Below are 22,193 nucleotides of genomic sequence, written 5' to 3' on the forward strand. Positions count from 1 at the left end.
TGACGACAATGGCCGTGAACCGACAACCGGTACGGCCTCCCCAATGAAACGACTTAGCTTCGCACGAATGCGCCACAGCCTGTATGTGATGGCGTTTGCATTCGCACTGTCTGCCCCCGCCTGGGCGCAGGATGGCGCGATGGAACTGGCCCAGGCCCGGCAGGCGGTCGACAAGGCCACCCAGGCCGATGCCGACCAGTACGCCCCGGACCTGATCGGGCTGGCCCGGCAGGGGCTGGAGCAGGCCCAGCGCGCCGCCGGCGACCGCCGCGAGCGCAAGAACGCCCCGGCAATGGCCCTGCGTGCCGCCGCCGATGCCGACCTGGCCCGCGTGCGCAGCGAGGAAGCCACCGTGACCGCCCAGCTGCAGCTGCGCCGCAACGAGGTCAACCAGCTGCAACGCCAGCTGTCGACCGGGGAGGATCGCCGGTGAAGCCGATGACTGCCGCAACCCTGGCCGCGCTGCTGGCGCTGCCTACGCTGGCCGTGGCCGCTGACAACCCGATGGTGGCGCAGCTGAGCCAGCGCCTGATGGCCATCCAGGCCAAACCGGATACCGCTGAGCTGGGCGCCTTCGAGCGCATGCAGGCCCAGCAGGCCATCGCCACCCTGGACAAAGCCAAGCGCCGCGACCAGGAACTGGCCACCTACCTGGCCGAGCGCCGGGTGGAGATCGCCGAGACGGCCGTGCGTACCGCGCTGGCCGCCCGCGAGGTCGACCGCCTGGAGCGGACCCGCAGCGACCTGCTGATCGAGGCCAGCCGCCGCGACGCCGCGCGCGCGCGCCAGGAAGCCGAACAGCTGCGCATGCAGGCACAGATGCAGGCCGAGGAGGCTGAACGACTGCGCCAGGCTGCCGAGGCCGAGACCCTGGCCCGCCAGGACGCCGAGAACGCTCTGACCAGCGTGGCCGGCAAGCAGCAGCAGCGCCTCAGCGCCGCCCAGCAGAACGCCGCCAAGCTGGCCCGCGAGGAAGCCGAGCTGGTGTCCGGGCAGAAGCTGCCGGGTTCGAAGTTCGATGGCCGCGGCGAGGTCTTCACCTTCCGTGGCGATGCGTTTGCCGCCGGCGCCTCCAGCCTGTCCGGCGGCGCCCGCAACCAGGCCAAGGCGTTGGCCGAATACCTGAACATCGGCAAGAAGGGCCGCTTGCGCATCGAGGCCTACGACAGTGCCAACGGCGTAGGCCAGAAGCGTGCCGAGGCCCTGCGTGACGCACTGGTTGCTGCGGGTGTCGCGAGCAACCGGATCCAGCTCGCCGGCAAGAAGGCGGCCTCCACCCAGGCACGTTCGGCCGAGGTCATCATCGCCCTGTAATTGCTTGATATCGTTTGTTTTTCGTTGTGATGAGCATTCAGCCTGAACCCCGCCCCGGCGGGGTTCGGTCTTTTTGACGCAGGGGTCTTGTACCCCGCCTTGAGCAGGCGTAGGGTCAATCGTCCGGGACGCAATGCCGCGGACCGGACGATGGGAGGGCCGGGCCGATGCAAGCAGGGCGCGAACCGCAGCAGATCGACGTGCGCAGGCCAGTGCCGCAGGTCGTTGCAGGCGTCCAGGTGGCCATCGACCGGCACTCCTCCATGAACAACGCCCCGTGCCTCGCGGCCGGGGCGTTCGTGTATCTGTCGAAGGAGGTCCATCATGTTTGAAGATCAGCCCCAGAGCGAGATCGACGCACGTCGCGCGCGTGATCCGGAGTTCAGGGCACTCCATGACCAGCACCGCAAGTTGAACAAGAAGTGCATGGACGCGGAGTTGGGTGTACTCCCGATCGATGATGTCACCCTGGGTCGCATGAAGCGCGAGAAGCTGCTGGCCAAGCAACGACTTCTGCGAATGTACGAAACACCGCTCCCAACGACGTCCCCCACGCTTTGACGCACCCCGTCACGCCCGGAACGGCGTGACCCGGCCATCGATGGCCCCCGCCGGGCGCTCCTGCCCCGGCATCGCGGCACCGCCGATGAGGCGGCCGCGCCAAGGCACCACAGGCGGTGGTGCCTTGGCCTGCAGGCACAACTCACCGATGCGGGCGGTACCGGTCTCCTCGTCGATCCGGGGCCGTCCGCATCTCTTTTTGCGGGCTCGCGGTCCATCTCCGCGCCGACCTGACATTCATCGCCATCCGACGGATAATCACCGGTCCGGCCCTCCGCGGCGCGAACCGAAAGTTCTCCGAATGCCCATTCATTCTTCCGTCCTCGAACTCATCGGCCAGACCCCGATCGTCAAGGCCCAGCGCCTGGACACCGGCGTCTGCGAGCTCTACCTGAAGCTCGAAAGCGCCAACCCGGGCGGATCGATCAAGGATCGCATCGGCCTGTCGATGATCGAGGCGGCGGAGCAGCGCGGCGACCTGAAGCCGGGTGCGACCCTGGTTGAGGGCACCGCCGGCAACACCGGCCTGGGCCTCGCCCTGGTCGCGCAGCAGAAGGGCTACAAGCTGATCCTGGTCGTTCCCGACAAGATGAGCCGCGAGAAGATCTTCAACCTGAAGGCGATGGGCGCCGAAGTACGCTTGACCCGCTCGGATGTGGCCAAGGGCCATCCGGAGTACTACCAGGACCTGGCCAAGACCATCGCCGAGCAGACCCCGGGTGCCTACTTCATCAACCAGTTCGGCAACCCGGACAACCCGGCCGCGCATGAATTCGGTACCGGCCCGGAGATCCTGGAGCAGATGGGCGGCGACCTCGACGCCATCGTGTTCGGCTGCGGCAGCTCCGGCACCATGACCGGCCTGTCGCGCGCGTTCGCCAAGCTGTCGCCCAAGACCGAGCTGGTGCTGGCCGATCCGGTTGGCTCGATCTTGGCCGAATACATCAATGACGGCGTGCTCAACGACAAGTCGGGCAGCTGGCTGGTGGAGGGCATCGGCGAGGACTTCCTGCCGTCGATCTCCGACTTCAGCCGCGTGAAGAAGGCCTATGCCATCAGCGACGCCGAGAGCTTCCACACTGCGCGTGAACTGCTGGGCAAGGAAGGCATCCTCGGTGGCTCGTCCACCGGCACCCTGCTGGCCGCTGCGCTGAAGTACTGCAAGGAGCAGACCACGCCGAAGAAGGTGCTGGTGCTGGTCTGCGATACCGGCAACAAGTACCTGTCGAAGATGTACAACGACTACTGGATGCTGGACAACGGCTTCCTGGAGCGCCCGCAGCACGGTGACCTGCGCGACCTGATCCTGCGCCCGTACGGCCAGCGCGACACCGTGGTGATCGGCCCGAACGACCTGCTGACCACCGCCTATCAGCGCATGAAGCTGTACGACGTGTCGCAGCTGCCGGTGATGGACGGTGACCAGCTGGTCGGCATCGTCGACGAAAGCGACGTGCTGCTGCACGTCTATGGTGACGAAGCGCGTTTCCGCGACACCGTCGCCACGGCGATGGTCAGCAAGCTGGACCGGCTGGACGTGAAGTCGCCGATCGAGGCGCTGCTGCCGGTGTTCGACCGCGGCCAGGTGGCGATCGTGATGGACGGCAATGCCTTCCTGGGCCTGATCACCCGCATCGACCTGCTGAACTATCTGCGCCGTCGCGTGCAGTAAGCCGTTGATCGCAGACGTTCGCCGCTGAATCCCGGTTTATCCGCGTCAAAGGTCGTTAAGGCCGCGCTGGTAGACTTCCGCACCTTCGATGGCGCCGCGTGTCGGCGCCCCTCAGGAAAGAACATGTCCAACGCTACTTCCCAGGATCGCGCCCTGGCCCTGGCCACGCTGGCCATCCACGGCGGCCAATCGCCCGACCCCAGCACCGGCGCGGTGATGCCGCCGATCTACGCCACCTCGACCTATGCGCAGTCCAGTCCCGGCGAGCACCAGGGCTTCGAGTACTCGCGTACCCACAACCCGACCCGCTTCGCCTACGAGCGCTGCGTGGCGTCGCTGGAAGGTGGCGCCCGCGGCTTCGCCTTCGCCTCGGGCATGGCGGCCAGCTCGACCGTGATCGAGCTGCTGGACGCCGGCAGCCACGTGGTGGCGATGGATGACATCTACGGCGGCAGCTTCCGCCTGTTCGAGCGCGTGCGTCGCCGCACCGCCGGACTGGATTTCAGCTTCGTCGACCTGACCGACCTGGCTGCGTTTGAAGCCTCCATCACGCCGAAGACGAAGATGGTGTGGATCGAGACCCCGACCAACCCGATGCTGAAGATCGTCGACATCGCCGCGGTGGCCGCCATCGCCAAGCGCCATGGCCTGATCGTGGTGGTCGACAACACCTTCGCCTCGCCGATGCTGCAGCGCCCGCTCGAACTGGGCGCGGACCTGGTCCTGCATTCGGCCACCAAGTACCTCAATGGTCACTCGGACATGGTTGGCGGCATGGTGGTGGTCGGCGACAACGCCGAACTGGCCGAGCAGATGGCCTTCCTGCAGAACTCGGTGGGTGGCGTGCAGGGCCCGTTCGACAGCTTCCTGGCCCTGCGTGGCCTGAAGACCCTGCCGCTGCGCATGAAGGCCCACTGCGCCAATGCGCTTGCGCTGGCGCAGTGGCTGGACAAGCACCCGGCGGTGGAGAAGGTGATCTATCCGGGCCTGCCCTCGCACCCGCAGCATGAACTGGCCGGCAAGCAGATGGCTGGTTACGGCGGCATCGTCTCGATCGTGCTCAAGGGCGGGTTCGAGGCGGCCAAGCGCTTCTGCGAGAAGACCGAGCTGTTCACCCTGGCCGAGTCGCTGGGCGGCGTGGAAAGTCTGGTCAACCACCCGGCGGTGATGACGCATGCCTCGATCCCGGTGGCGCGCCGCGAGCAGCTGGGCATCAGCGATGCGCTGGTAAGGCTGAGCGTGGGTGTTGAGGACCTGGGGGATCTGCAGGTGGATCTGGAGAGGGCGCTGGGTTGATGCACGATATCTCCTTGACTATGACTATGCAGATCGGGTGCCGCTGATGAGTGGGCGTATTGGAAAGCTGCTGCATACGCTTGTGCTGGGTCCGTGGGCCCAGCTGTGGCGGAACAAGACGTTCACCCTTTCGCTGGTAAGGCGCGAAATTGAAGGGCGTTACCGCGGGGCCTATGGTGGCCTGCTGTGGTACATCATCAATAACCTGATGTTGCTGACCATCTACAGCTTCGTGTTCGGGACGATCTTCAAGGCACGCTGGAACATCCCCGGTGCGGAGGGCAATTTCTCGGTGCCGCTGTTCCTGGGCATGATCATGTTCAACGTGTTTGCCGAGTGCATTTCGCGGGCGCCGATCTCGATCACCGGCAATGCGAACTATGTAAAGCGGGTGGTGTTCCCGCTGGAAGTGCTGCCGGTCGTCAACATGGGGGCCGCGCTGTTCAACTTCATGGTGGGTGTGGTGGTACTGGCGTGCTTGGCGTTCGTGCTCGGCGCACACATCCATTGGCAGATCGTCTGGCTTCCCGTCCTGCTGATTCCGGTAGTGCTGCTGGTACTGGGGCTGTCCTGGTTCCTGGCGGCCATTGGCGTGTATGTGCGTGACGTAACCCATATCGTCGGCTTCGTGGTCATCAGCACGATGTTCATGTCGCCGATCTTCTTCCCGGGCAGCGCTTTCCCGGAGAAGTTCAAGTCGTGGATGCTGGCCAATCCGATGACCTTCCCGATCGAGGCGGGCCGGGCAGCCGCGCTGCAAGGACAGACCCCCGACCTGTTGATCCTGGGCATCATGAGCCTGGTCGGGCTGGTCGTGGCGCATCTGGGTTACACCTTGTTCCAGGCCACCAGAAAGGGGTTTGCCGATGTCCTTTGACAGCGTCTTCGAGCACGATCCCGCGCACGAGATCAAGCGCATCATCCCGCCGGAAGAGGTGGTCATTGCCGCGCACGATCTGGGCAAGGCCTATGCGATGTACGCCAAGCCCTCGGATCGCCTGAAGGAAATGTTCATGCCGCCGCTCAGGCGCGTGCTGGGCATGAATGAGGTGGCTTATCACCGCGAGTTCTGGGCGCTGCGTGGCCTTTCCTTTGAGGTCGGCAAGGGCGAGACCGTCGGCATCATCGGCCGCAATGGTTCGGGCAAGTCGACCCTGCTCCAGCTCATCTGCGGCACCCTGCAGCCCACCGAGGGCTCGGTGCGGACCAAGGGGCGGGTTGCCGCGCTGCTGGAGCTGGGCGCGGGCTTCAATCCCGAGTTCACTGGGCGCGAGAACCTGTTGCTGAATGGGCAGGTGCTGGGCTTGACCCGGAGTGAGATCGATCAGCGATTCGACGAGATCGTCGGATTCGCCGACATCGGGGAGTTCCTTGACCAGCCGGTCAAGACGTACTCCAGCGGCATGTACGTCCGCCTGGGCTTCTCGGTTGCCATCCATACCAGCCCTGAGCTGTTGATCATCGACGAAGCACTTGCCGTGGGTGATGCGAAGTTCAATGCCAAGTGCATGGCACGCATCAAGAAACTCCGCGAGTCCGGTCTTTCGATTCTGTTCGTCTCCCACGATGTTGGCGCGGTGCGCTCGCTGTGTGATCGCAGCATCTGGCTGGACAAGGGTCGCCCGCGGATGTCCGGTTCGGTGTTCGCGGTCACCGCGCAGTACATGCAGAACCTGTTCGAGGAGGATTCGGCACGCCTGGAACACGAGCGCGAAGAGGCGGTGGCCAATGCGACCCAGGAAATCGCCGATGACAAGGCGCAGGAACAGCTGCGCGCGCGCAAGCCGGTCAATCACTGGGGCAGCCATGTCGGCTCCATTCTCGCGGTGGAAACCGAGGCGGCCGATGGCCAGCGTCGCAACATGTTCTTCACCGGCGAGAAGCTGTGCATCCGCATCAAGGCCAGGATTCCGCCATCGGCGAATCGGGAGTGCCTCAGCATGGCGTTCTCGCTGAAGGACATGGCCGGCAGCGACCTGGTGGTGGGTACCACATGGGATTCGCCACGGCTGCGCCTCGATGTGCAGGGCGATACCGTGGAAGTTGCGTTCACGCTTGACTGCAATCTGCGCGAAGGTGACTACGTGCTGGTTGCAGCGCTGGAAGACCGTTCCTCCGACAGCATCCAGTACTTTGAGTACATCGAAGGTGCGCAGTATTTGAAGATATTCATGAAGGAGTTCCGCTACGGTACCTTCATTGTGCCCATCGAGAAGAAGGTGCTTTGATTTCATGAAGTTCATGGGAAATCCGCTATGACAAGCATCGACATCAACGGGCAGGACTACTGGGAATCGCGTTTCCAGCAGGACTGGATCCAGAACGAAGGCCAGAAGCAAAGCCAGTTCTTCGGGATGGTTGCCTGCCGCCTGTTGCCGGCCTGGTTTGTGGATGATGTGAAACACAACGACTTGGGTCTGTGCGACTGGGGCTGTGCGATGGGTGACGGCACGCAGGTGATCAAGTCCGAGTTGGGACTTGATCAGGTGGCTGGCCTGGATTTCTCTGCGTCCGCCATCGAGCAGGCACGTCGCAACTATCCGCAGATCGCATTCGCCACTGACGATCTCCTGGCGGAAGGGGTGGACCTCGGCTACGACGTGATCTTCTCCTCCAATACGCTCGAGCATTTCCACGAACCGTGGGACGCGGCAGCCAAGCTGACCGCTCATGCTCGCGAGTATTTCGTCATGCTGGTTCCGTTCCAGGAGTCGCTTGAAGAGCGCCACGAGGAACACTTCTACAGTTTCCACTGGCACAACCTGCAGCGCGATCTTCCCAATGGCTTCCGCCTGGTCCACGTGGGCGTCATCGATGTCGGGCTGCTGCCGGATCCGCAGTACAGTGGCAAACAGCTGCTGGCGATCTATGCATCCGAATCGGCGGCGCAGCGTGTCGTGCCTGGGCTGGTGGAGCAGGGGCTGGATCTGCTGGGGCGCTATGGCCATATGCATGATCGTCTTGCGTCTATTGGGATGGAGCTGGAGGCCACCATCCGGCAGCGCAACGAACTGGGCGCGAAGCTTGATGATGCGCTGCGGCAAGGTGACGCGATCCGGGCGGATGTGGAGCGCCTCGCGGCCGAGCAGGCACGTCAGCTGAACCTCATCGCGGGCCTGGAGCAGGGGCGCAGTGAATTGCGCGATCGGGTGCTGGAGGTGGAGACGCAGCTGAGCAACGCACAGACCGCTGAGCATCAGGCCACATTGCGCGCGGAGGCGGGTGAACGCCGGCATTCCGAGGCTGAGCGCCGGCACACCGAGGCAGAGAAGGCGTTGCAGAACCTGCAGAAGGAGAACGAGGAGATTGCTCGTCGCCTGGAGCAGGTTTACGCCTCCCACTCCTGGCGCCTTACCGCACCCTTCCGTTCAATCCGTCGCCTTTTCTGACGTCGATAAGAAATAAATCAAAGGAATTTCAGTAGATGGCCAAGAAGCGCCAATTGACCATAGTCTCGCCGTATCCCGCAAATGATCGTTACATGGACGGCTGGATGAGCCGTATCAAGACCATTGACGGCGTGTTCGAAGACTATCCGCGCACCTACATTGACTTCCAGGAATGGTACCCGGCTGCGCAGGAGCCGGAAGTGGTGTACGCGGACGAGCTGATCAAGGCGTATCGGGTCAATCCCCATTCCAAGGCCCATTCCGATTTCGTGGCACGCATCTTCGATGCGGCGGATTTCGTCTACATCCACACGATGCATCAGTGCGAGTACATGCTTCCGCACTTTGACGCGTCCAAGATGTACGTGGACATCCACGGCGTGGTTCCGGAGGAAGAGCTGATGCTCGGTTCGCCCGAGCGCTCGCGGATCTTCGCCGAGGTCGAACGGCAGATTATCTCCAAGCTCAAGCATGCTTCGGTTGTGACGCTGGCCATGAAGGAGCACTTCCTGGCCAAGTACCCTGACGCTGCAAACGTCGATTTCATCCACGTTCCGGTCTTCGACTTCGGCTCGCTTGGCCAGTCGGTGCAGCGCGTGGCTGCGTCGCGTATCGCGCGGCGGCAGAACGCGCGGCCGACCGCTGTCTATGCCGGTGGTGCCCAGGTCTGGCAGCGGGTGGACGAGATGGCCGACATCATGGCCGCCGCACCGTTCTGCAATTACGAGATCTACTCCCACGATGTGGAAGCATTTGCCCCGAAGCTTTCCAGCCGCGGCATCCCGGTGGAGGTTTTCAAGGGCTACGCCAGCAAGGAAAAGCTGGAGCAGGTCTATCGGTACTCGAACTTTGGATTCGCCCTGCGTGAAGCCTGTACGGTGAATCGGGTGGCGTCGCCGACAAAGCTGTGTGACTACTTCGCGCATGGCGTGCTTCCGGTGGTTGATTTCCACCTGATCGGCGATTTCGACGCCTATGGTTACGCCTATGTCGATCATGCCGATTTTCGAGAGGGCTACATTCCCGACCTGCAGACTCAGGACTGGATGATCGACAGGAACCTTGGATGCCTGGAGACGATGTATTCAGATTTCAAGAAGGGAATCACGGCAGTCAAGGATCTGGTGGAAACGGTATGAATCCAATCATCGGCAACAATCAGGCAGCGCATCTGGTCGACATTTCCGCAATGCTCGATGCCGTGCTCGGCTGGGCGTCCGACAAGCTGGGCGACCCGGTTGAGGGCTACAGCACGGATCTGCTCGGCAGTGACCTGACCCGCCTGGCTGCGCATTCGGCACGCCGTATCGGTTGGGCCCCTTCCCGTGACCCGGGTCGCCTGGATATCGCGCTGATCGACGGTACCGAGCCGGGGGCCTCGCAGGACAACGGCGCAACGCCTGCGGCCGAAAACCGCCTGCATGTGTTCTTTGCCTTCCCGGGCATGTCCGGCCACAAGTCGGACGAACTGCTGGCCGGCTACTCGCAGCTGTTCAAGGCCGAGATGGTTGCGGCGACCTGCCTGGAGGCACCTGAAAGTGCCGCGATGATGCTGGCAGTGATCACCTCGTCGCGTGCGGTGTCGTCCGCGGAATCCTGGTGGGAGTTCGCAGACGCACTCAACACCTTCGGCTCGTTCAAGCTTTCCGACATGTCGCGCAAGCTGCAGTCGGCCTCGGCCGGCCTGAAGCACGCCGCCCTGCTGGCCGATGAAATGGTCAACGAAATCTCGACGTTGGCAGTCGAGCGCACCCGCGACCGGCATTCGCTGTGGCGCATCGCCCGCAATCTGCGCCAGGAAGTGCTGGAGCATCGATTCCGCAAGCTGGAACGACCGGTGGTTACGCCGCGCGAGGGTTACTTCCGCAGTGCTGCCGGCCGCCTGCTCAAGAATGCGGGCATGATCCAGGCCAACGCGCATGCCGATAGCAGCGTGCTGCAGTCGCTGGCGGTAAGCGCGGTGCGCACCCGATGCGCATTGCTTGTTGCCGAGGACCATACCTTCGGTGGGCTTGAGCAATGGGTCTGTGATTTCGCACGGCACCTGCGTACCAAGAATTTCGTGCCTTACCTGATTGTGCTGGGATCGCCTTCGCTCAACAGCCGCATCGCGCAGCAGTTCCCCGGCGAGCTGGTGTACCTGGATGGGCAGTCGGTGTTGCTGGGCGAGACGGTCGCGCGCGGGCGCTTCGAGTCGCTGGTGGTCAGCCATGCCTACGATGGCCTGCACACGATCGAACCCGGTTGCAAGGTCGTCGAGGTGCTGCACAACATCTATTTCTGGCAGCTGCAGGATCCGGCGCTTGAGCGCGAGCGTGCTCGCGTCGACGAGTACATTGCCGTTTCGAGCGAAGTGGCCGACTACGCGTGCGTGTACCAGAAGCTGGCGCGTTCGAAGGTGACAACGGTGCCGCATGGACTGAACATCGTTGACCTGTATCGTCCGCCGGCCGACTACCTGCGCAGGGCGCGCGGGAAGCGCGATGCGTTCAGGATTCTGTTCGTGGGCAATCTCTATCCGCAGAAGAACGTGATTTGCCTGCTGGAGGCATTTGCCAGGCTCAGGCAGGAGGCGCCGCAGGCGACGCTGCGCATCGCAGGTGCGCTGGCTGAATCGGGGAACGCCGCCAAGGTCGAGGAGGCCATTCGCCGGCTGGATCTTGCCGGTTCGGTGGAACTGCTGGGCTCGCTCAAGCGCCGCGAACTGAGCCGTGAGTATTCCCATGCACACCTGTTCGTGCTCCCCTCCCTGTTCGAAGGCTATGGGTTGGTGAACCTGGAGGCAGCCCACTTCGGCCTACCGATGGTACTGTCCAATACCGGCTGCGCAGCCGAACTGTCTGCGGGAACACCGGCTTGCCGGGTTGCCCCCATCGCGGTCAGGCACGACAAGCTCAGCCACAAGGAAGTCGCGGAACGCAGCCGCGCGCCGGCCGAGAAGGATGTGGCGGCCCTGTACGGTGAGTTGTCGCATGCCATGCGGAATTATCCGGAGCTGATGGAAGCGGGATTGGCGATGATCGAAGCGCCTCCCTTCAGTACGCTGCAGCAGTCGGGCGATGCGATGCTGGACGTCGTTACGCGGGCGTCCTGAGCAGGTTACGGGTTGGAGCAGGAACAGGACTGCGATCGCATGGGTAGCGTCGATCAAACCATGACGAACGGTGGCATGCAGGCCGTGCGCATCCTGATCTGCGCGCACGACTTCCAGCCCAACCCGTCACCGCAATCATTGCGGGTAACCCAGCTGGCCAGCGGACTGGCCAGTCTTGGGCATGATGTCCATGTCCTGACCCGGACATGTGGTGCCGGCATGCGACGGATGGAGGACCCACCCGGTCTGCAGGTGCATCGGACCTCGCCCCAGGGCGTCGAGGCTCTGATTGATGCGACGTCGCGCGTACTGGGCCATCTGCGCCGTCTGAGGCGCCAGGACGCGGTTGCGGGAACGCGCCCCTCCCCACAGGTGGCTTCACAGGCCGCGCCGACGGTTGGGACGGCGGCGTTGAACCGGAAGGGGCGCGCGATTGCAAGGCTGCGCTCGTTCCTGGATGCGCGGGTTTTCCCGGATGGCCGCTCGCGTTGGATCGGCGGTGCTCTGCGTCATGGCCGGCAACTGATCAGCCAGTGGTCGCCGCAGGTGATCATCGGATCACATGAGCCTGTGGCAGGACTGCTGTTGGCGTCTGCGCTCTCACGCGAGTCTGGCATTCCTTTCGTTGCCGAACTTGGTGATCCCGTGCTGACGTCCTATACCCCCGAACGCTGGAGGGCGGCATCGCTCGAGCTTGAAAGGCGGGTTTGCCAAGAGGCGGGCGCTATTGTCGTTACTTCCGAGGCCACCGCGGCCCTGATGCAGGAGCGGCATGGTCCCGGGATCGCGCCGCTCAGCGTGATTCCGCAGGGATTCGCCAGGGTGGAACCGCCGCTGCCCGAGGTTGTCAGGTCGGCCGGCGGGTTGCAGCTGGTCTACACGGGGCGTTTCTATCCGTTCCGCGACCCCATGCCGCTGGTCCGCGCGGTGCTGGCATCGCCCGGCTGCACGCTCACCATCGCTGGCCCTGGTCTGCCACCAGAACTGGCGAAAGCGTGCGCGGAGCATCCGCAGGTCCTGCGATTTGCCGGAAGCCTGGATCATTACCAGGCCATCGAGCTCCAGCGCGGTGCGGATGTCCTGGTCAACATCGGCAACGCAGGCATGACCCAGATCCCGGGCAAGCTGCTGGAATACTTGGGTTCGGGCCGGCCGGTACTGCATCTGCAGCCGGATGCCGCCGATCCGGCGGCCGCCATCATCGGCAGGGAGCGTTGCGGGTTTCTGGCCGCCAATGAGGTTGCTGCGATCAGCGCGCTTCTGCACGAACTGCTGCAGCGCAAGCAGCAAGGGCGGCTGGATGAAGGCCTGCGCCTGGGGCCGGATGCTTTCGCCGAGTATCGTTGGGATCGCCTGGCTGAGCGCCTGGCCGCGGTCTGTCGTAATGCGGCGATGGCGGGTCAACGACAAGCCTAGCTTGCCGTTGCCCACGCATCGGGTCAGGCCTGCATCGCCTCGCCCTGGATCAAGGCAGCGATGCGTACAGCGGCCTTGCCATCACCATACGGATTATGGGCATGTGCCATTGACTGGTAGGCGGCTTCGTCGTCGAGTAGGCGGGTGGCCTCAGTCACGATCCTGCCAGCATCGGTGCCAACCAGCAGTACGGTGCCTGCGTCCACCGCCTCAGGACGCTCGGTGGTATCGCGCATCACCAGCACCGGCTTGCCCAGCGACGGCGCTTCTTCCTGCACGCCACCGGAGTCGGTGATGATCAGCGTCGCCTGGGTCATCAGGTACACGAACGGCAGGTAGTCCTGCGGTTCGATCAGGAACACGCCCGGGGCATCGGCGAGGATGCGGTTGACCGGGCCCTGCACGTTGGGATTGAGGTGGACCGGGTAGACGATCTGGGTGTCGCCGCGCGCGGCCAGGGCCTTCAGTGCCTCACAGATGCTCTCGAAACCACTGCCGAAGTTCTCGCGGCGATGGCCGGTCACCAGCACCAGCCGCTTGGAAGCGTCGAGGAACGGGAAACGGGCCCGCATCGATTCAATCAGCGCGGTGTCGTGCTTCAGCTTGTCGGCGACGTTGAGCAGGGCATCGATCACGGTGTTGCCGGTGACGTGGATGTCATCGCTCGAAGTGCCTTCGGCCAGCAGGTTGTCGCGCGAGCGGGTGGTCGGCGCGAAGTGCAGGCGGGTCAGCGGTCCGGTCAGGCGACGGTTGGCTTCTTCAGGCCACGGCGCATAGATGTCGCCGGTACGCAGCCCGGCCTCCACATGGCCCACGGCCACGCGGTTGTAGAACGCAGCCAGCGCACTGGCCAGCGTGGTGCTGGTATCGCCATGCACCAGCACGAGGTCCGGTTTGTGCTCGGCGATGACGGCGGTCATGCCGGTCAGGATCTTGGCGAACAGGCCTGCCAGGGTCTGGCCAGGTTCCATCACGTTGAGGTCGACGTCCGGCGCGATGCCGAACAGGTCCATGACCTGATCGAGCATCTGCCGATGCTGCGCGGTAACTGCAACGATCGTCTCAATCTCAGGCCGGGCCTTCAGCGCTTCCACCACCGGGGCCATCTTGATGGCTTCCGGACGGGTGCCGAAGACAACCATTACCTTCTTGTAGGGAGTACTCACGATTACCTGCTTGGATTCAGAGGGACAGTGCCGCTGGCCGGAGCCAGCGGCAGGTGCACGTCAAAGCGCCTTTTCCAGCTCCGGCAGGATCGCAAACAGATCCCCCACCAGTCCGATATCGGCAATCTCGAAGATCGGCGCATCGCCGTCCTTGTTGATCGCCACGATCGTGCCGGCGTCCTTGATGCCGGTCAGGTGCTGGATGGCACCGCTGATACCCACGGCCACATACAGTTCCGGCGCGATGATCTTGCCGGTCTGGCCGACCTGCAGGTCGCTGGGCACGTAGCCGGCATCGACGGCAGCGCGCGAGGCACCGACGGCGGCACCGAGCTTGTCGGCCAGCTGGAAGATCACCTTGAAATTCTCTTCCGAGCCGACGCCGCGGCCACCGGAGACCACGCGCTTGGCACTCTGCAGGTCCGGGCGGTCGCTGGTACCGGCGGCCAGGCCGATGAAGCGGGTATGGGTCGGCAGGGCAGCATCGACGCTGGCCGCTTCGATGGCGGCACTGCCGCCCTGGGCGGCTTCCGGCCACGACGCGGCGCGCACGGTGGCGACCACGATCTGGTCGGTCGGTGCTTCCACGGTGATGATCGCGTTGCCGGCGTAGATCGGGCGCTTGAAGGTGTGGCTGCCTTCGACGGTCATCAGGTCGGAGACCTGGTTGACGCCGAGCAGGGCGGCCACGCACGGCATCAGGTCCTTGCCGAAGGTGGTCGATGGGCCGAACACATGGGTATAGCCCTTGGCCAGCTGTGCGATCTGCGGCGCGAGCACCTGGGCGATGGCCTGCGCGTTGGCGGCGTTGGCCACGGTCAGGACCTTGGCAACGCCGGCGATCTTCGCGGCTTCAGCGGCGACCGCGGCCGGATCGGCGGCCAGCACCACCACATCGATGCTGGCACCGCTGATGGCAGCGGCGGCACTGACGGTCTTGGCGGTGGCGGCGTTGAGCTTGCCGTCGTGGTGCTCGGCGATGACGAGAATCTTGCTCATTACAGCAGCCCCTTCTGCTTGAGTGCAGCAACCAATTCGGCCGCGTCCTTGACCATCACGCCCTTGCTGCGCTTGGACGGCGCGGCGTAGTGGGTGGTCTTGAAGGTGTCGGCGGCTTCAACCCCGAGGTCGGCCAGCTGCAGGGTCTCCAGCGGCTTGGCCTTGGCCTTCATGATGTCCGGCAGCTTGATGAAGCGCGGTTCGTTCAGGCGCAGGTCGGTGGTGACCACGGCCGGGAGGTCCACTTCCAGCGTTTCCAGACCGGCGTCGACTTCACGGGTGACCGTGGCCTTGCCGTCGGCAATCTCCAGCTTGCTGGCGAAGGTCGCCTGCGGACGGCCCCACAGCGTGGCCAGCATCTGGCCGGTCTGGTTGGCGTCGTCGTCGATGGCCTGCTTGCCGAGGATCACCAGGTCCGGCTGATCCTTCTCGATCAGCTTCAGCAGGGTGCGCGCGGCGGTCAGCGGCTGGATGGCCTGGTCGGTCACCACGTGGATGGCGCGGTTGGCGCCCATGGCCAGGCCGTTGCGCAGGTGGGCCTGGGCGTCGGCCGGGGCGATGGTGGCAACCACCACTTCGCTGGCGATGCCCTTGTCGCGCAGGCGGAGGGCTTCTTCCAGGGCGATTTCGTCGAAGGGGTTGGGGGACAGCTTGACGCCGTCGGTGACCACGCCGGAACCGTCCGGCTTGACCTGAATGCGGACGTTGTAGTCCACCACGCGCTTGTACGCGACGAGGATTTTCATCTGGTACGGGGTCCTTCAATAACGGGGAGAACGTCCGGTCCTCGCACAGCAACCGGTTCGGGGGTGGGACCCCGATTCTAACTGGCTGGAAGCGACCATGCGAATGCGTATGGTTTTGCTGCGATGCAGAAGAAAAGGAGGGCAGGGGGGGCTCATTCACGTGCGGATGTCAGCCGTGAAGGGGGCGACATGTATCCTGTCGCGCTGTATCCGGTGCTGTTCGAGGCCGGTGTGATCGGTCGAACAGGAGAACAGGTAGTGCCCACATGGCTTGTCACCGGCGGCGCCGGATTCATTGGCGGTAACTTCGTTCTCGAGGCCGTCGCGCGCGGCGTCAAGGTCATCAACCTCGATGCTCTGACCTACGCCGGCAACCTGAAGACCCTGTCCAGCCTGGACGGCAACCCGAACCACGTGTTCGTGCAGGGTGACATTGGCGACAGCGCCCTGGTCGCCCGCCTGCTGGCCGAGCACCAGCCGGATGCGGTGCTGAACTTCGCCGCCGAGAGCCATGTGGACCGTTCCATCGACGGTCCGGGCGCCTTCATCCAGACCAACGTCGTGGGTACCCTGGGCCTGCTGGAAGCGGTGCGCGACTACTGGAAGGCGCTGCCGGCCGAACCGGGCGCGGCCTTCCGCTTCCTGCACGTGTCCACCGACGAGGTGTACGGCACCCTGGGTGAGACCGGCAAGTTCAGCGAAACCACCCCATATGCCCCGAACTCGCCGTACTCGGCGTCGAAGGCGGCTTCGGATCACCTGGTGCGCGCGTTCCACCACACCTACGGGCTGCCGGTGCTCACCACCAACTGCTCCAACAACTACGGCCCGTACCATTTCCCGGAGAAGCTGATCCCGCTGGTGATCGCCAAGGCGCTGGCCGGTGAGCCGCTGCCGGTGTACGGCGATGGCAGGCAGGTACGCGACTGGCTGTTCGTGTCCGACCACTGTGAGGCGATCCGCACCGTGCTGGCCAAGGGCCAGGTCGGCGAGACCTACAACGTCGGCGGCAATTCGGAAAAGCAGAACATCGAAGTGGTGCAGGCGATCTGCGCACTGCTAGACCAGCGCCGCCCGCGCGCGGATGGCCAGCCGCGCAGCAGCCAGATCACCTACGTCACCGACCGTCCCGGCCATGACCGCCGCTATGCGATCGATGCGTCCAAGCTGAAGAACGACCTGGGCTGGGAACCGGCCTACACCTTCGAGCAGGGCATCGCCTTCACCGTCGACTGGTACCTGGACAACCAGGACTGGGTCAACGGCGTGCTGGATGGCAGCTACCGCCTGCAGCGCATCGGCACCACGGCCTGAACCCAGGAGACACCATGACCCAGCGCAAGGGCATCATCCTCGCCGGTGGTTCCGGCACCCGGCTGTATCCGATCACCAAGGGCGTCAGCAAGCAGCTGCTGCCGGTGTACGACAAGCCGATGATCTACTACCCGCTGAGCGTGCTGATGCTGGCGGGTATCCGTGAGGTTCTGATCATCAACACCCCGCACGAACAGGTGTTGTTCCAGCAGCTGCTGGGCGATGGTTCGCAGTGGGGCATGGACATCCAGTACGCGGTGCAGCCAAGTCCGGATGGCCTGGCCCAGGCCTACCTGATCGGCCGCGACTTCGTCGCCGGCAAGCCGAGCTGCCTGGTACTGGGCGACAACATCTTCCATGGCCACGGCCTGCGCGAAGTGCTCAAGCGCGCCGATGAACGCGTTCGCGGTTCGACCGTGTTCGGCTACTGGGTGAATGATCCGGAACGGTACGGCGTGGCCGAGTTCGACAAGAGCGGCAAGGTGATCGATCTGGTCGAGAAGCCGGCAGCGCCACGCTCCAACTATGCGGTGACCGGCCTGTACTTCTATGACGGCAACGCCAGCGATTACGCGGTTGAACTCAAGCCGTCGCCGCGTGGCGAGCTGGAGATCACCGATCTCAACAAGCGCTACCTGGAAGAAGGCAACCTGCATCTGGAGGCGCTCGGCCGTGGCTATGCGTGGCTGGATACCGGCACCCATCAGTCACTGCTGGAGGCCTCCAACTTCATCGAGACCATCCAGACCCGTCAGGGCCTGCAGGTCTGCTGCCCCGAGGAAATCGCATTCGGGCAGGGATGGATCACTGCCGAACAGCTGGAAGCACTGGCCGCGCCGCTGATCAAGAATGGCTACGGCCAGTACCTGCACAAACTCGCCCTGCGTGGAGTCGTTCCGTGAAAGTGATTGAAACCAGGTTGCCCGGTTGCGTGGTGATCGAGCCGGCCGTGTTCGGCGATGCCCGCGGCTATTTCTTCGAGACCTGGAATGCCGAGCGCTTTGCCGCGTTGGGCCTGCCGGACCGCTTCGTGCAGAGCAATGTCTCGACGTCCGCGCAGGGCGTGCTGCGCGGCCTGCATTACCAGTGGCCGCGCCCGCAGGGCAAGCTGGTCAGCGTGCTCGAAGGTGAGGTCTACGACGTGGCCGTGGACATCCGTCGTGGCTCGCCGACCTTCGGGCAGTGGGAAGCGGTGGTGCTGAGCGCGGAGAACAAGAAGCAGTTCTGGATTCCGGAGGGCTTCGCCCACGGTTTCGCCGTGCTGTCCGAGCGTGCGGTGTTCAGCTACCTGTGCACCGAGGTCTACCTCAAGGACTTTGATGCCGGCGTGCGCTGGAATGATGCCGACATCGCGGTGGATTGGCCGGTCAGCGCACCGACGCTGTCGGCCAAGGACGAGAGCGCACCCTTCCTGAAGGACATTGCCGAAGACCGCCTGCCGGTCTACGTGCCATGACCGTGCTGGTGTTCGGTGGCAACGGCCAGGTCGGCCAAGAGCTGCTGCGCGCGCTGGCACCGCTGGGCAAGGTGGTCGCGACCACCCGCAGTGGCGTCCTGCCCGACGGAAGTGCCTGTGAAACGGCCGATTTCGGCCAGCCCGACAGCCTGCCGGTATTGCTGGACCGTGTGCAGCCGTCGCTGGTGGTCAATGCGGCTGCTTACACCGCCGTTGACCGCGCAGAACAGGATGTTGATGCCGCCTTCGCCGCCAATGCGCAGGCGCCGGGCTTCATCGCGCGCTGGTGTGCGGCGCATGGCGTGCCGTTCGTACATTACTCCACAGACTACGTCTTCGATGGCGAGGGCACCGCGCCCTACCGCGAGGACGAGCCGACCGCACCGCTGGGTGTATATGGCACCAGCAAGCGAGATGGCGAGGAGGCCGTACGCGCGGCCGGTGGTCGCCACCTGATCTTCCGCACGGCCTGGGTCTATGCCTCGCATGGCGCGAACTTCCTGCGCACCATGCTGCGCGTGGGCGCCGAGCGCGATGTGTTGCGGGTGGTGGCCGACCAGATCGGTACGCCCACGCCGGCCGCGCTGATTGCCGATGTGACCGCGCAGGCATTGCAGCACCCGGGCCGTCTGTCCGGCACCTGGCATCTGACCGCCAGTGGCCAGACCAGCTGGCACGGCTTTGCCGAGGCGATCTTCGCCGAAGCGTTGGCCACTGGCGCGCTGGTCAAGGTGCCGGCCGTCGAGGCGATTCCCAGTTCCGAGTATCCGACCCCGGCCAAGCGCCCAGCCTGGTCGGTGCTGGACAACCGCAAACTGCAACAGGATTTCGGCATCGTGCTGCCGGCATGGCAGGATGGCCTGAAGCGGGTGATGGCAGAGATTGCCCGATAAGGGTAGCGCCGGGCCACGCCCGGCGGATGCTTGCAAGCCGCTGCGCTCGCCGGCCATGGGCCGGCGCTACCGTGGGGCGCAGGCGTTGATGCCTCAACTGCGCCCGTACGTATCCTCGAACCGCACGATGTCATCCTCGCCCAGGTAGCTGCCCGACTGCACTTCGATCAGTTCCAGTGGCAGCTTGCCGGGGTTGCGCAGGCGATGCGTCACGCCCAGCGGGATGTAGGTGCTCTGGTTCTCGCTGAGCAGGATCACCTCGTTGCCGCGGGTCACCTCGGCGGTGCCGCTGACCACGATCCAGTGTTCGGCGCGGTGGTGATGCATCTGCAGGCTGAGCGTGCCGCCGGGCTTGACCGTGATCCGCTTGACCTGGAAGCGCTCACCGTTGTCGATCGAGTCGTAGGCACCCCAGGGGCGGTACACCTTGCGGTGCCAGGTGGCTTCGCTACGGCCTTCGGCCTTCAGCTTTGCCACTACCGTCTTGACCTCCTGCATGCGGTCGGCCTTGCCGACCAGCACGGCGTCGTCGGTCTCGACCACGATCACGTCGTCCAGGCCGACCAATGCCACCAGGCGCTGCGCATAGGCGTACGTGTTGCGGCAGTCGATGGCGATCACATCGCCCTGGTGGGCATTGCCGTCGCCATCCTGCTGCGAGACATCGCGCAGTGCGGTCCACGAGCCGACATCGTTCCAGCCGGCATCGAGCGGGATCACCACCGCGTCGGCGGTCTTTTCCATCACCGCGTAGTCGATCGAGTCCGACGGCACCGCCGTGAAGGCATCCTTGTCCAGGCGGGTGAAGTCGGCATCGCGGCGCGCCTGCTGCCAAGCCTGGCGGCTGCGGGCCAGCATTTCCGGCTGGAAGCGCTCCAGCTCCTGCAGGTAACGCGACGCCTTGAACAGGAACATGCCGCTGTTCCAGTAGTACTGACCGCTGCTGACGTAGCCGGTGGCGGTCTCCAGGTCGGGCTTTTCGACGAAGCGTTCGACGGCTCGCAGGCCCTGGCCGTCGGCAGCCTTGATGTAGCCGTAGCCGGTTTCCGGGCCGGTCGGCACGATGCCAAACGTGACCAGCTTGCCGGCTTCAGCGGCGGCGGCGGCGGCCTGCACCGCGTTGCGGAAGGCGCCTTCGTCGATGATCACATGGTCGGAGGGCAGCACCAGCAGCAGCGCGTCGGCGCCGTCCCGGGTGGCTTCCAGCGCAGCCACGGCGATGGCCGGCGCTGTATTGCGGCCCACCGGTTCAAGGATGATCGCGGCCGGTTCGGCGCCGACCTGCTGCAGCTGCTCGGCGGCGACGAAGCGGTGCTCTTCGTTGGCGATCACGAGCGGGCCACGCGCGGTAAGCGGGGCGACGCGCTGCCAAGTGGCCTGCAGCATCGTCAGCTCGCCGGCCAGTGGCAGGAACTGCTTCGGGTAGGCCTCGCGCGAAAGCGGCCACAGGCGGGTACCGGATCCACCGGACAGGATGACGGGCTGGATGCTGCTCATGCGGGCCTCGGTTACTGCTGGATCAGACGGGAAACTTCGTCGGTGCGCGCCTGCATGAACGCAGCGTCACCGCGTGCTTCGACGTTCAGGCGCAGCAGCGGTTCGGTGTTGGAGCTGCGCAGGTTGAAGCGCCAGTTGCCGAAGTCGGCACTGATGCCGTCGGTGTGGTCCAGTGTGGGCGATTGCGCGGCGAAGTGCTCCATCACGCGCGCAACGGCGGCCTTGGCATCGGCGACCTTGAAGTTGATCTCGCCACTGCACGGGTAGGCGGCCATGCGATCTTCAACCCAGTCGGCCAGCGAACGGCCGCTCTCGGAAACCAGCTGGGCGATCAGCAGCCACGGAATCATGCCCGAGTCGGCGTAGGCGAACTCGCGGAAATAGTGGTGCGCGCTCATCTCGCCGCCGTACACCGCGTCTTCGGCACGCATCTTTTCCTTGATGAAGGCATGGCCGCTCTTGCACTGCACCGCGACACCGCCGGCCTGCTCGACCATGTCCACCGTGTTCCAGACCAGGCGCGGGTCATGCACGATCTTGCCGCCGGGATGGCGCGCCAGGATTGCCTTGGCCAGCAGGCCAACCAGGTAATAGCCCTCGATGAAGCGGCCGCTGTGGTCGAAGAAGAAGCAACGGTCGAAGTCACCGTCCCAGGCGATGCCGAAGTCGGCACCGTGTTCGCGCACCGCGTCGGCGGTGGCGGCGCGGTTCTCCGGCAGCAGCGGGTTGGGAATGCCGTTGGGGAAGCTGCCGTCCGGCTCGTGGCAGATGCGGATGAACTCGAACGGCAGGTGCGGTGCCAGCAGGTCGACGATGGCGCCTGCGCCGCCGTTGCCGGCATTGGCCACCAGCTTCAGCGGCTTCAGCTTGCCGGCATCGACATAGCTCAGCAGGTGCTGGATGTAGGCGCTCTTGTCGTGCTGGGCGGCCTGGCCGGCGCGCGCTGGCTCGGCCCCGGAGGTATCGGCGGCCACCGCATCGGAAATCGCGAACAGGCCGGTATCAGAGCTGATCGGCCGTGCGTTTTCCTTGACCAGCTTCATGCCGTTGTAATCCATCGGGTTGTGGCTGGCGGTGACCATCACGCCGCCGGCTGCGCCCAGGTGGTCGGTCTGGAAATAGACTTCCTCGGTGCCGCACAGGCCGATGTCGATCACCTCTCGGCCGGTCCCACGCAGGCCTGCGGCCAGCGCATCCTGCAGTGCCGGGCTGGTCAGGCGCACATCGTGGCCGAGGACCACCGGACCGGGAGCGAGCTGCGCGGCCAGGGCGACGCCGATGCGACGGGCCAGGTCCTCGTTCAGTTCTTCCGGCACACGGCCGCGGATATCGTAGGCCTTGAAAGCGGGCAGGGGCATCGAAGCAGTCCATCCGGATAGA

20 protein-coding genes are annotated in these 22,193 nt (G+C 64.6%); 15 read left to right on the forward strand and 5 right to left on the reverse strand.

All coding sequences use genetic code 11. The features are described 5' to 3' along the window. The first annotated feature begins 67 nt into the window (after window positions 1–67). From ACZK29_RS02665 to ACZK29_RS02715, 11 genes are all read left to right on the forward strand, one after another. Window positions 68–433: a DUF4398 domain-containing protein gene (locus ACZK29_RS02665; protein ID WP_005407961.1), complete on the forward strand. Its 366-nt coding sequence runs from the start codon at window positions 68–70 to the stop codon at window positions 431–433. Next, a complete protein-coding gene (locus tag ACZK29_RS02670; RefSeq protein WP_478446632.1) occupies window positions 430–1,314 on the forward strand; it encodes an OmpA family protein in 885 nt (294 codons plus the stop codon). The genes ACZK29_RS02665 and ACZK29_RS02670 overlap by 4 nt, the downstream gene beginning before the upstream one ends. 324 nt (window positions 1,315–1,638) lie before the next feature. Then, window positions 1,639–1,875, forward strand: coding sequence for an HP1242/YdcH family protein (locus ACZK29_RS02675; RefSeq protein WP_005407964.1), 237 nt, complete (start codon window positions 1,639–1,641; stop codon window positions 1,873–1,875). A gap of 301 nt (window positions 1,876–2,176) precedes the next feature. After that, window positions 2,177–3,547 (forward strand): pyridoxal-phosphate dependent enzyme, encoded by a 1,371-nt coding sequence (locus ACZK29_RS02680; protein ID WP_005407965.1) that lies wholly within the window; start codon window positions 2,177–2,179, stop codon window positions 3,545–3,547. Window positions 3,548–3,670: 123 nt separating this feature from the next. Then, on the forward strand, window positions 3,671–4,843 hold the full coding sequence (locus tag ACZK29_RS02685; RefSeq protein WP_111204269.1) for a cystathionine gamma-synthase: 1,173 nt from the start codon (window positions 3,671–3,673) through the stop codon (window positions 4,841–4,843). 46 nt (window positions 4,844–4,889) lie between these two features. Beyond that, window positions 4,890–5,720: an ABC transporter permease gene (locus ACZK29_RS02690; RefSeq protein ID WP_146268062.1), complete on the forward strand. Its 831-nt coding sequence runs from the start codon at window positions 4,890–4,892 to the stop codon at window positions 5,718–5,720. After that, complete coding sequence (locus tag ACZK29_RS02695; protein ID WP_111204267.1) at window positions 5,710–7,071, forward strand: ABC transporter ATP-binding protein; 1,362 nt, start codon at window positions 5,710–5,712, stop codon at window positions 7,069–7,071. The genes ACZK29_RS02690 and ACZK29_RS02695 overlap by 11 nt, the downstream gene beginning before the upstream one ends. A 27-nt stretch (window positions 7,072–7,098) precedes the next feature. Further along, window positions 7,099–8,232: a class I SAM-dependent methyltransferase gene (locus tag ACZK29_RS02700; protein ID WP_478446633.1), complete on the forward strand. Its 1,134-nt coding sequence runs from the start codon at window positions 7,099–7,101 to the stop codon at window positions 8,230–8,232. A gap of 35 nt (window positions 8,233–8,267) precedes the next feature. Then, entirely contained in the window at window positions 8,268–9,371 is a 1,104-nt protein-coding gene (locus tag ACZK29_RS02705; protein WP_146268060.1) for a glycosyltransferase family protein, read from the forward strand. Next, on the forward strand, window positions 9,299–11,326 hold the full coding sequence (locus ACZK29_RS02710; protein ID WP_111204264.1) for a glycosyltransferase family 4 protein: 2,028 nt from the start codon (window positions 9,299–9,301) through the stop codon (window positions 11,324–11,326). The genes ACZK29_RS02705 and ACZK29_RS02710 overlap by 73 nt, the downstream gene beginning before the upstream one ends. 39 nt (window positions 11,327–11,365) lie before the next feature. Then, the gene (locus tag ACZK29_RS02715) at window positions 11,366–12,742 is read left to right on the forward strand and encodes a glycosyltransferase (protein WP_111204263.1); all 1,377 of its coding nucleotides are present in this window, start codon (window positions 11,366–11,368) and stop codon (window positions 12,740–12,742) included. Between the two features lie 23 nt (window positions 12,743–12,765). Here the strand turns inward: ACZK29_RS02715 and wecB are convergent, their stop codons facing one another. The 3 genes from wecB to ACZK29_RS02730 are packed head-to-tail and all read right to left on the reverse strand — an operon-like array spanning window position 12,766 to window position 15,653. Beyond that, the gene (gene wecB / locus ACZK29_RS02720) at window positions 12,766–13,908 is read right to left on the reverse strand and encodes a non-hydrolyzing UDP-N-acetylglucosamine 2-epimerase (protein ID WP_343126077.1); all 1,143 of its coding nucleotides are present in this window, start codon (window positions 13,906–13,908) and stop codon (window positions 12,766–12,768) included. Window positions 13,909–13,968: 60 nt separating this feature from the next. Next, on the reverse strand, window positions 13,969–14,907 hold the full coding sequence (locus ACZK29_RS02725; RefSeq protein ID WP_478446634.1) for an electron transfer flavoprotein subunit alpha/FixB family protein: 939 nt from the start codon (window positions 14,905–14,907) through the stop codon (window positions 13,969–13,971). Then, window positions 14,907–15,653, reverse strand: a complete 747-nt coding sequence (locus ACZK29_RS02730; protein ID WP_478446635.1) for an electron transfer flavoprotein subunit beta/FixA family protein — start codon at window positions 15,651–15,653, stop codon at window positions 14,907–14,909. Before ACZK29_RS02730 ends, ACZK29_RS02725 begins: the two co-directional genes overlap by 1 nt. A 258-nt stretch (window positions 15,654–15,911) precedes the next feature. Between ACZK29_RS02730 and rfbB the strand changes: the two genes are divergently transcribed. The 4 genes from rfbB to rfbD are packed head-to-tail and all read left to right on the forward strand — an operon-like array spanning window position 15,912 to window position 19,316. Continuing rightward, the gene (gene rfbB / locus ACZK29_RS02735; protein WP_478447063.1) at window positions 15,912–16,967 is read left to right on the forward strand and encodes a dTDP-glucose 4,6-dehydratase; all 1,056 of its coding nucleotides are present in this window, start codon (window positions 15,912–15,914) and stop codon (window positions 16,965–16,967) included. 14 nt (window positions 16,968–16,981) lie between these two features. Next, on the forward strand, window positions 16,982–17,869 hold the full coding sequence (gene rfbA, locus ACZK29_RS02740; protein ID WP_478446636.1) for a glucose-1-phosphate thymidylyltransferase RfbA: 888 nt from the start codon (window positions 16,982–16,984) through the stop codon (window positions 17,867–17,869). Further along, the gene (rfbC, locus tag ACZK29_RS02745) at window positions 17,866–18,423 is read left to right on the forward strand and encodes a dTDP-4-dehydrorhamnose 3,5-epimerase (protein ID WP_313147977.1); all 558 of its coding nucleotides are present in this window, start codon (window positions 17,866–17,868) and stop codon (window positions 18,421–18,423) included. The genes rfbA and rfbC overlap by 4 nt, the downstream gene beginning before the upstream one ends. Beyond that, window positions 18,420–19,316, forward strand: coding sequence for a dTDP-4-dehydrorhamnose reductase (gene rfbD / locus ACZK29_RS02750; protein WP_478446637.1), 897 nt, complete (start codon window positions 18,420–18,422; stop codon window positions 19,314–19,316). Before rfbC ends, rfbD begins: the two co-directional genes overlap by 4 nt. A gap of 93 nt (window positions 19,317–19,409) precedes the next feature. Here the strand turns inward: rfbD and ACZK29_RS02755 are convergent, their stop codons facing one another. Both ACZK29_RS02755 and ACZK29_RS02760 read right to left on the reverse strand, forming a co-directional pair. After that, window positions 19,410–20,813, reverse strand: a complete 1,404-nt coding sequence (locus ACZK29_RS02755) for a mannose-1-phosphate guanylyltransferase/mannose-6-phosphate isomerase (RefSeq protein WP_111204258.1) — start codon at window positions 20,811–20,813, stop codon at window positions 19,410–19,412. An 11-nt stretch (window positions 20,814–20,824) separates the two neighbouring features. Continuing rightward, a complete protein-coding gene (locus ACZK29_RS02760; protein ID WP_478446638.1) occupies window positions 20,825–22,171 on the reverse strand; it encodes a phosphohexomutase domain-containing protein in 1,347 nt (448 codons plus the stop codon). Between the last annotated feature and the right edge of the window lie 22 nt (window positions 22,172–22,193).

Source organism: Stenotrophomonas sp. 89682_Sma (genome assembly GCF_056481405.1).

What these genes read in the sequence shown, in the direction of transcription:
- ACZK29_RS02680 (WP_005407965.1), top strand. Translation starts at nt 2,177, where the DNA reads ATGCCCATTCATTCTTCCGTCCTCGAACTCATCGGCCAGACCCCGATC.
- ACZK29_RS02725 (WP_478446634.1), bottom strand. Translation starts at nt 14,907, where the DNA reads ATGAGCAAGATTCTCGTCATCGCCGAGCACCACGACGGCAAGCTCAAC.
- ACZK29_RS02715 (WP_111204263.1), top strand. Translation starts at nt 11,366, where the DNA reads ATGGGTAGCGTCGATCAAACCATGACGAACGGTGGCATGCAGGCCGTG.
- ACZK29_RS02705 (WP_146268060.1), top strand. Translation starts at nt 8,268, where the DNA reads ATGGCCAAGAAGCGCCAATTGACCATAGTCTCGCCGTATCCCGCAAAT.
- ACZK29_RS02730 (WP_478446635.1), bottom strand. Translation starts at nt 15,653, where the DNA reads ATGAAAATCCTCGTCGCGTACAAGCGCGTGGTGGACTACAACGTCCGC.
- rfbD (WP_478446637.1), top strand. Translation starts at nt 18,420, where the DNA reads ATGACCGTGCTGGTGTTCGGTGGCAACGGCCAGGTCGGCCAAGAGCTG.
- rfbA (WP_478446636.1), top strand. Translation starts at nt 16,982, where the DNA reads ATGACCCAGCGCAAGGGCATCATCCTCGCCGGTGGTTCCGGCACCCGG.
- ACZK29_RS02665 (WP_005407961.1), top strand. Translation starts at nt 68, where the DNA reads ATGCGCCACAGCCTGTATGTGATGGCGTTTGCATTCGCACTGTCTGCC.
- ACZK29_RS02675 (WP_005407964.1), top strand. Translation starts at nt 1,639, where the DNA reads ATGTTTGAAGATCAGCCCCAGAGCGAGATCGACGCACGTCGCGCGCGT.
- ACZK29_RS02690 (WP_146268062.1), top strand. Translation starts at nt 4,890, where the DNA reads ATGAGTGGGCGTATTGGAAAGCTGCTGCATACGCTTGTGCTGGGTCCG.
- ACZK29_RS02755 (WP_111204258.1), bottom strand. Translation starts at nt 20,813, where the DNA reads ATGAGCAGCATCCAGCCCGTCATCCTGTCCGGTGGATCCGGTACCCGC.
- ACZK29_RS02685 (WP_111204269.1), top strand. Translation starts at nt 3,671, where the DNA reads ATGTCCAACGCTACTTCCCAGGATCGCGCCCTGGCCCTGGCCACGCTG.
- ACZK29_RS02695 (WP_111204267.1), top strand. Translation starts at nt 5,710, where the DNA reads ATGTCCTTTGACAGCGTCTTCGAGCACGATCCCGCGCACGAGATCAAG.
- ACZK29_RS02700 (WP_478446633.1), top strand. Translation starts at nt 7,099, where the DNA reads ATGACAAGCATCGACATCAACGGGCAGGACTACTGGGAATCGCGTTTC.
- ACZK29_RS02760 (WP_478446638.1), bottom strand. Translation starts at nt 22,171, where the DNA reads ATGCCCCTGCCCGCTTTCAAGGCCTACGATATCCGCGGCCGTGTGCCG.
- ACZK29_RS02710 (WP_111204264.1), top strand. Translation starts at nt 9,299, where the DNA reads ATGCCTGGAGACGATGTATTCAGATTTCAAGAAGGGAATCACGGCAGT.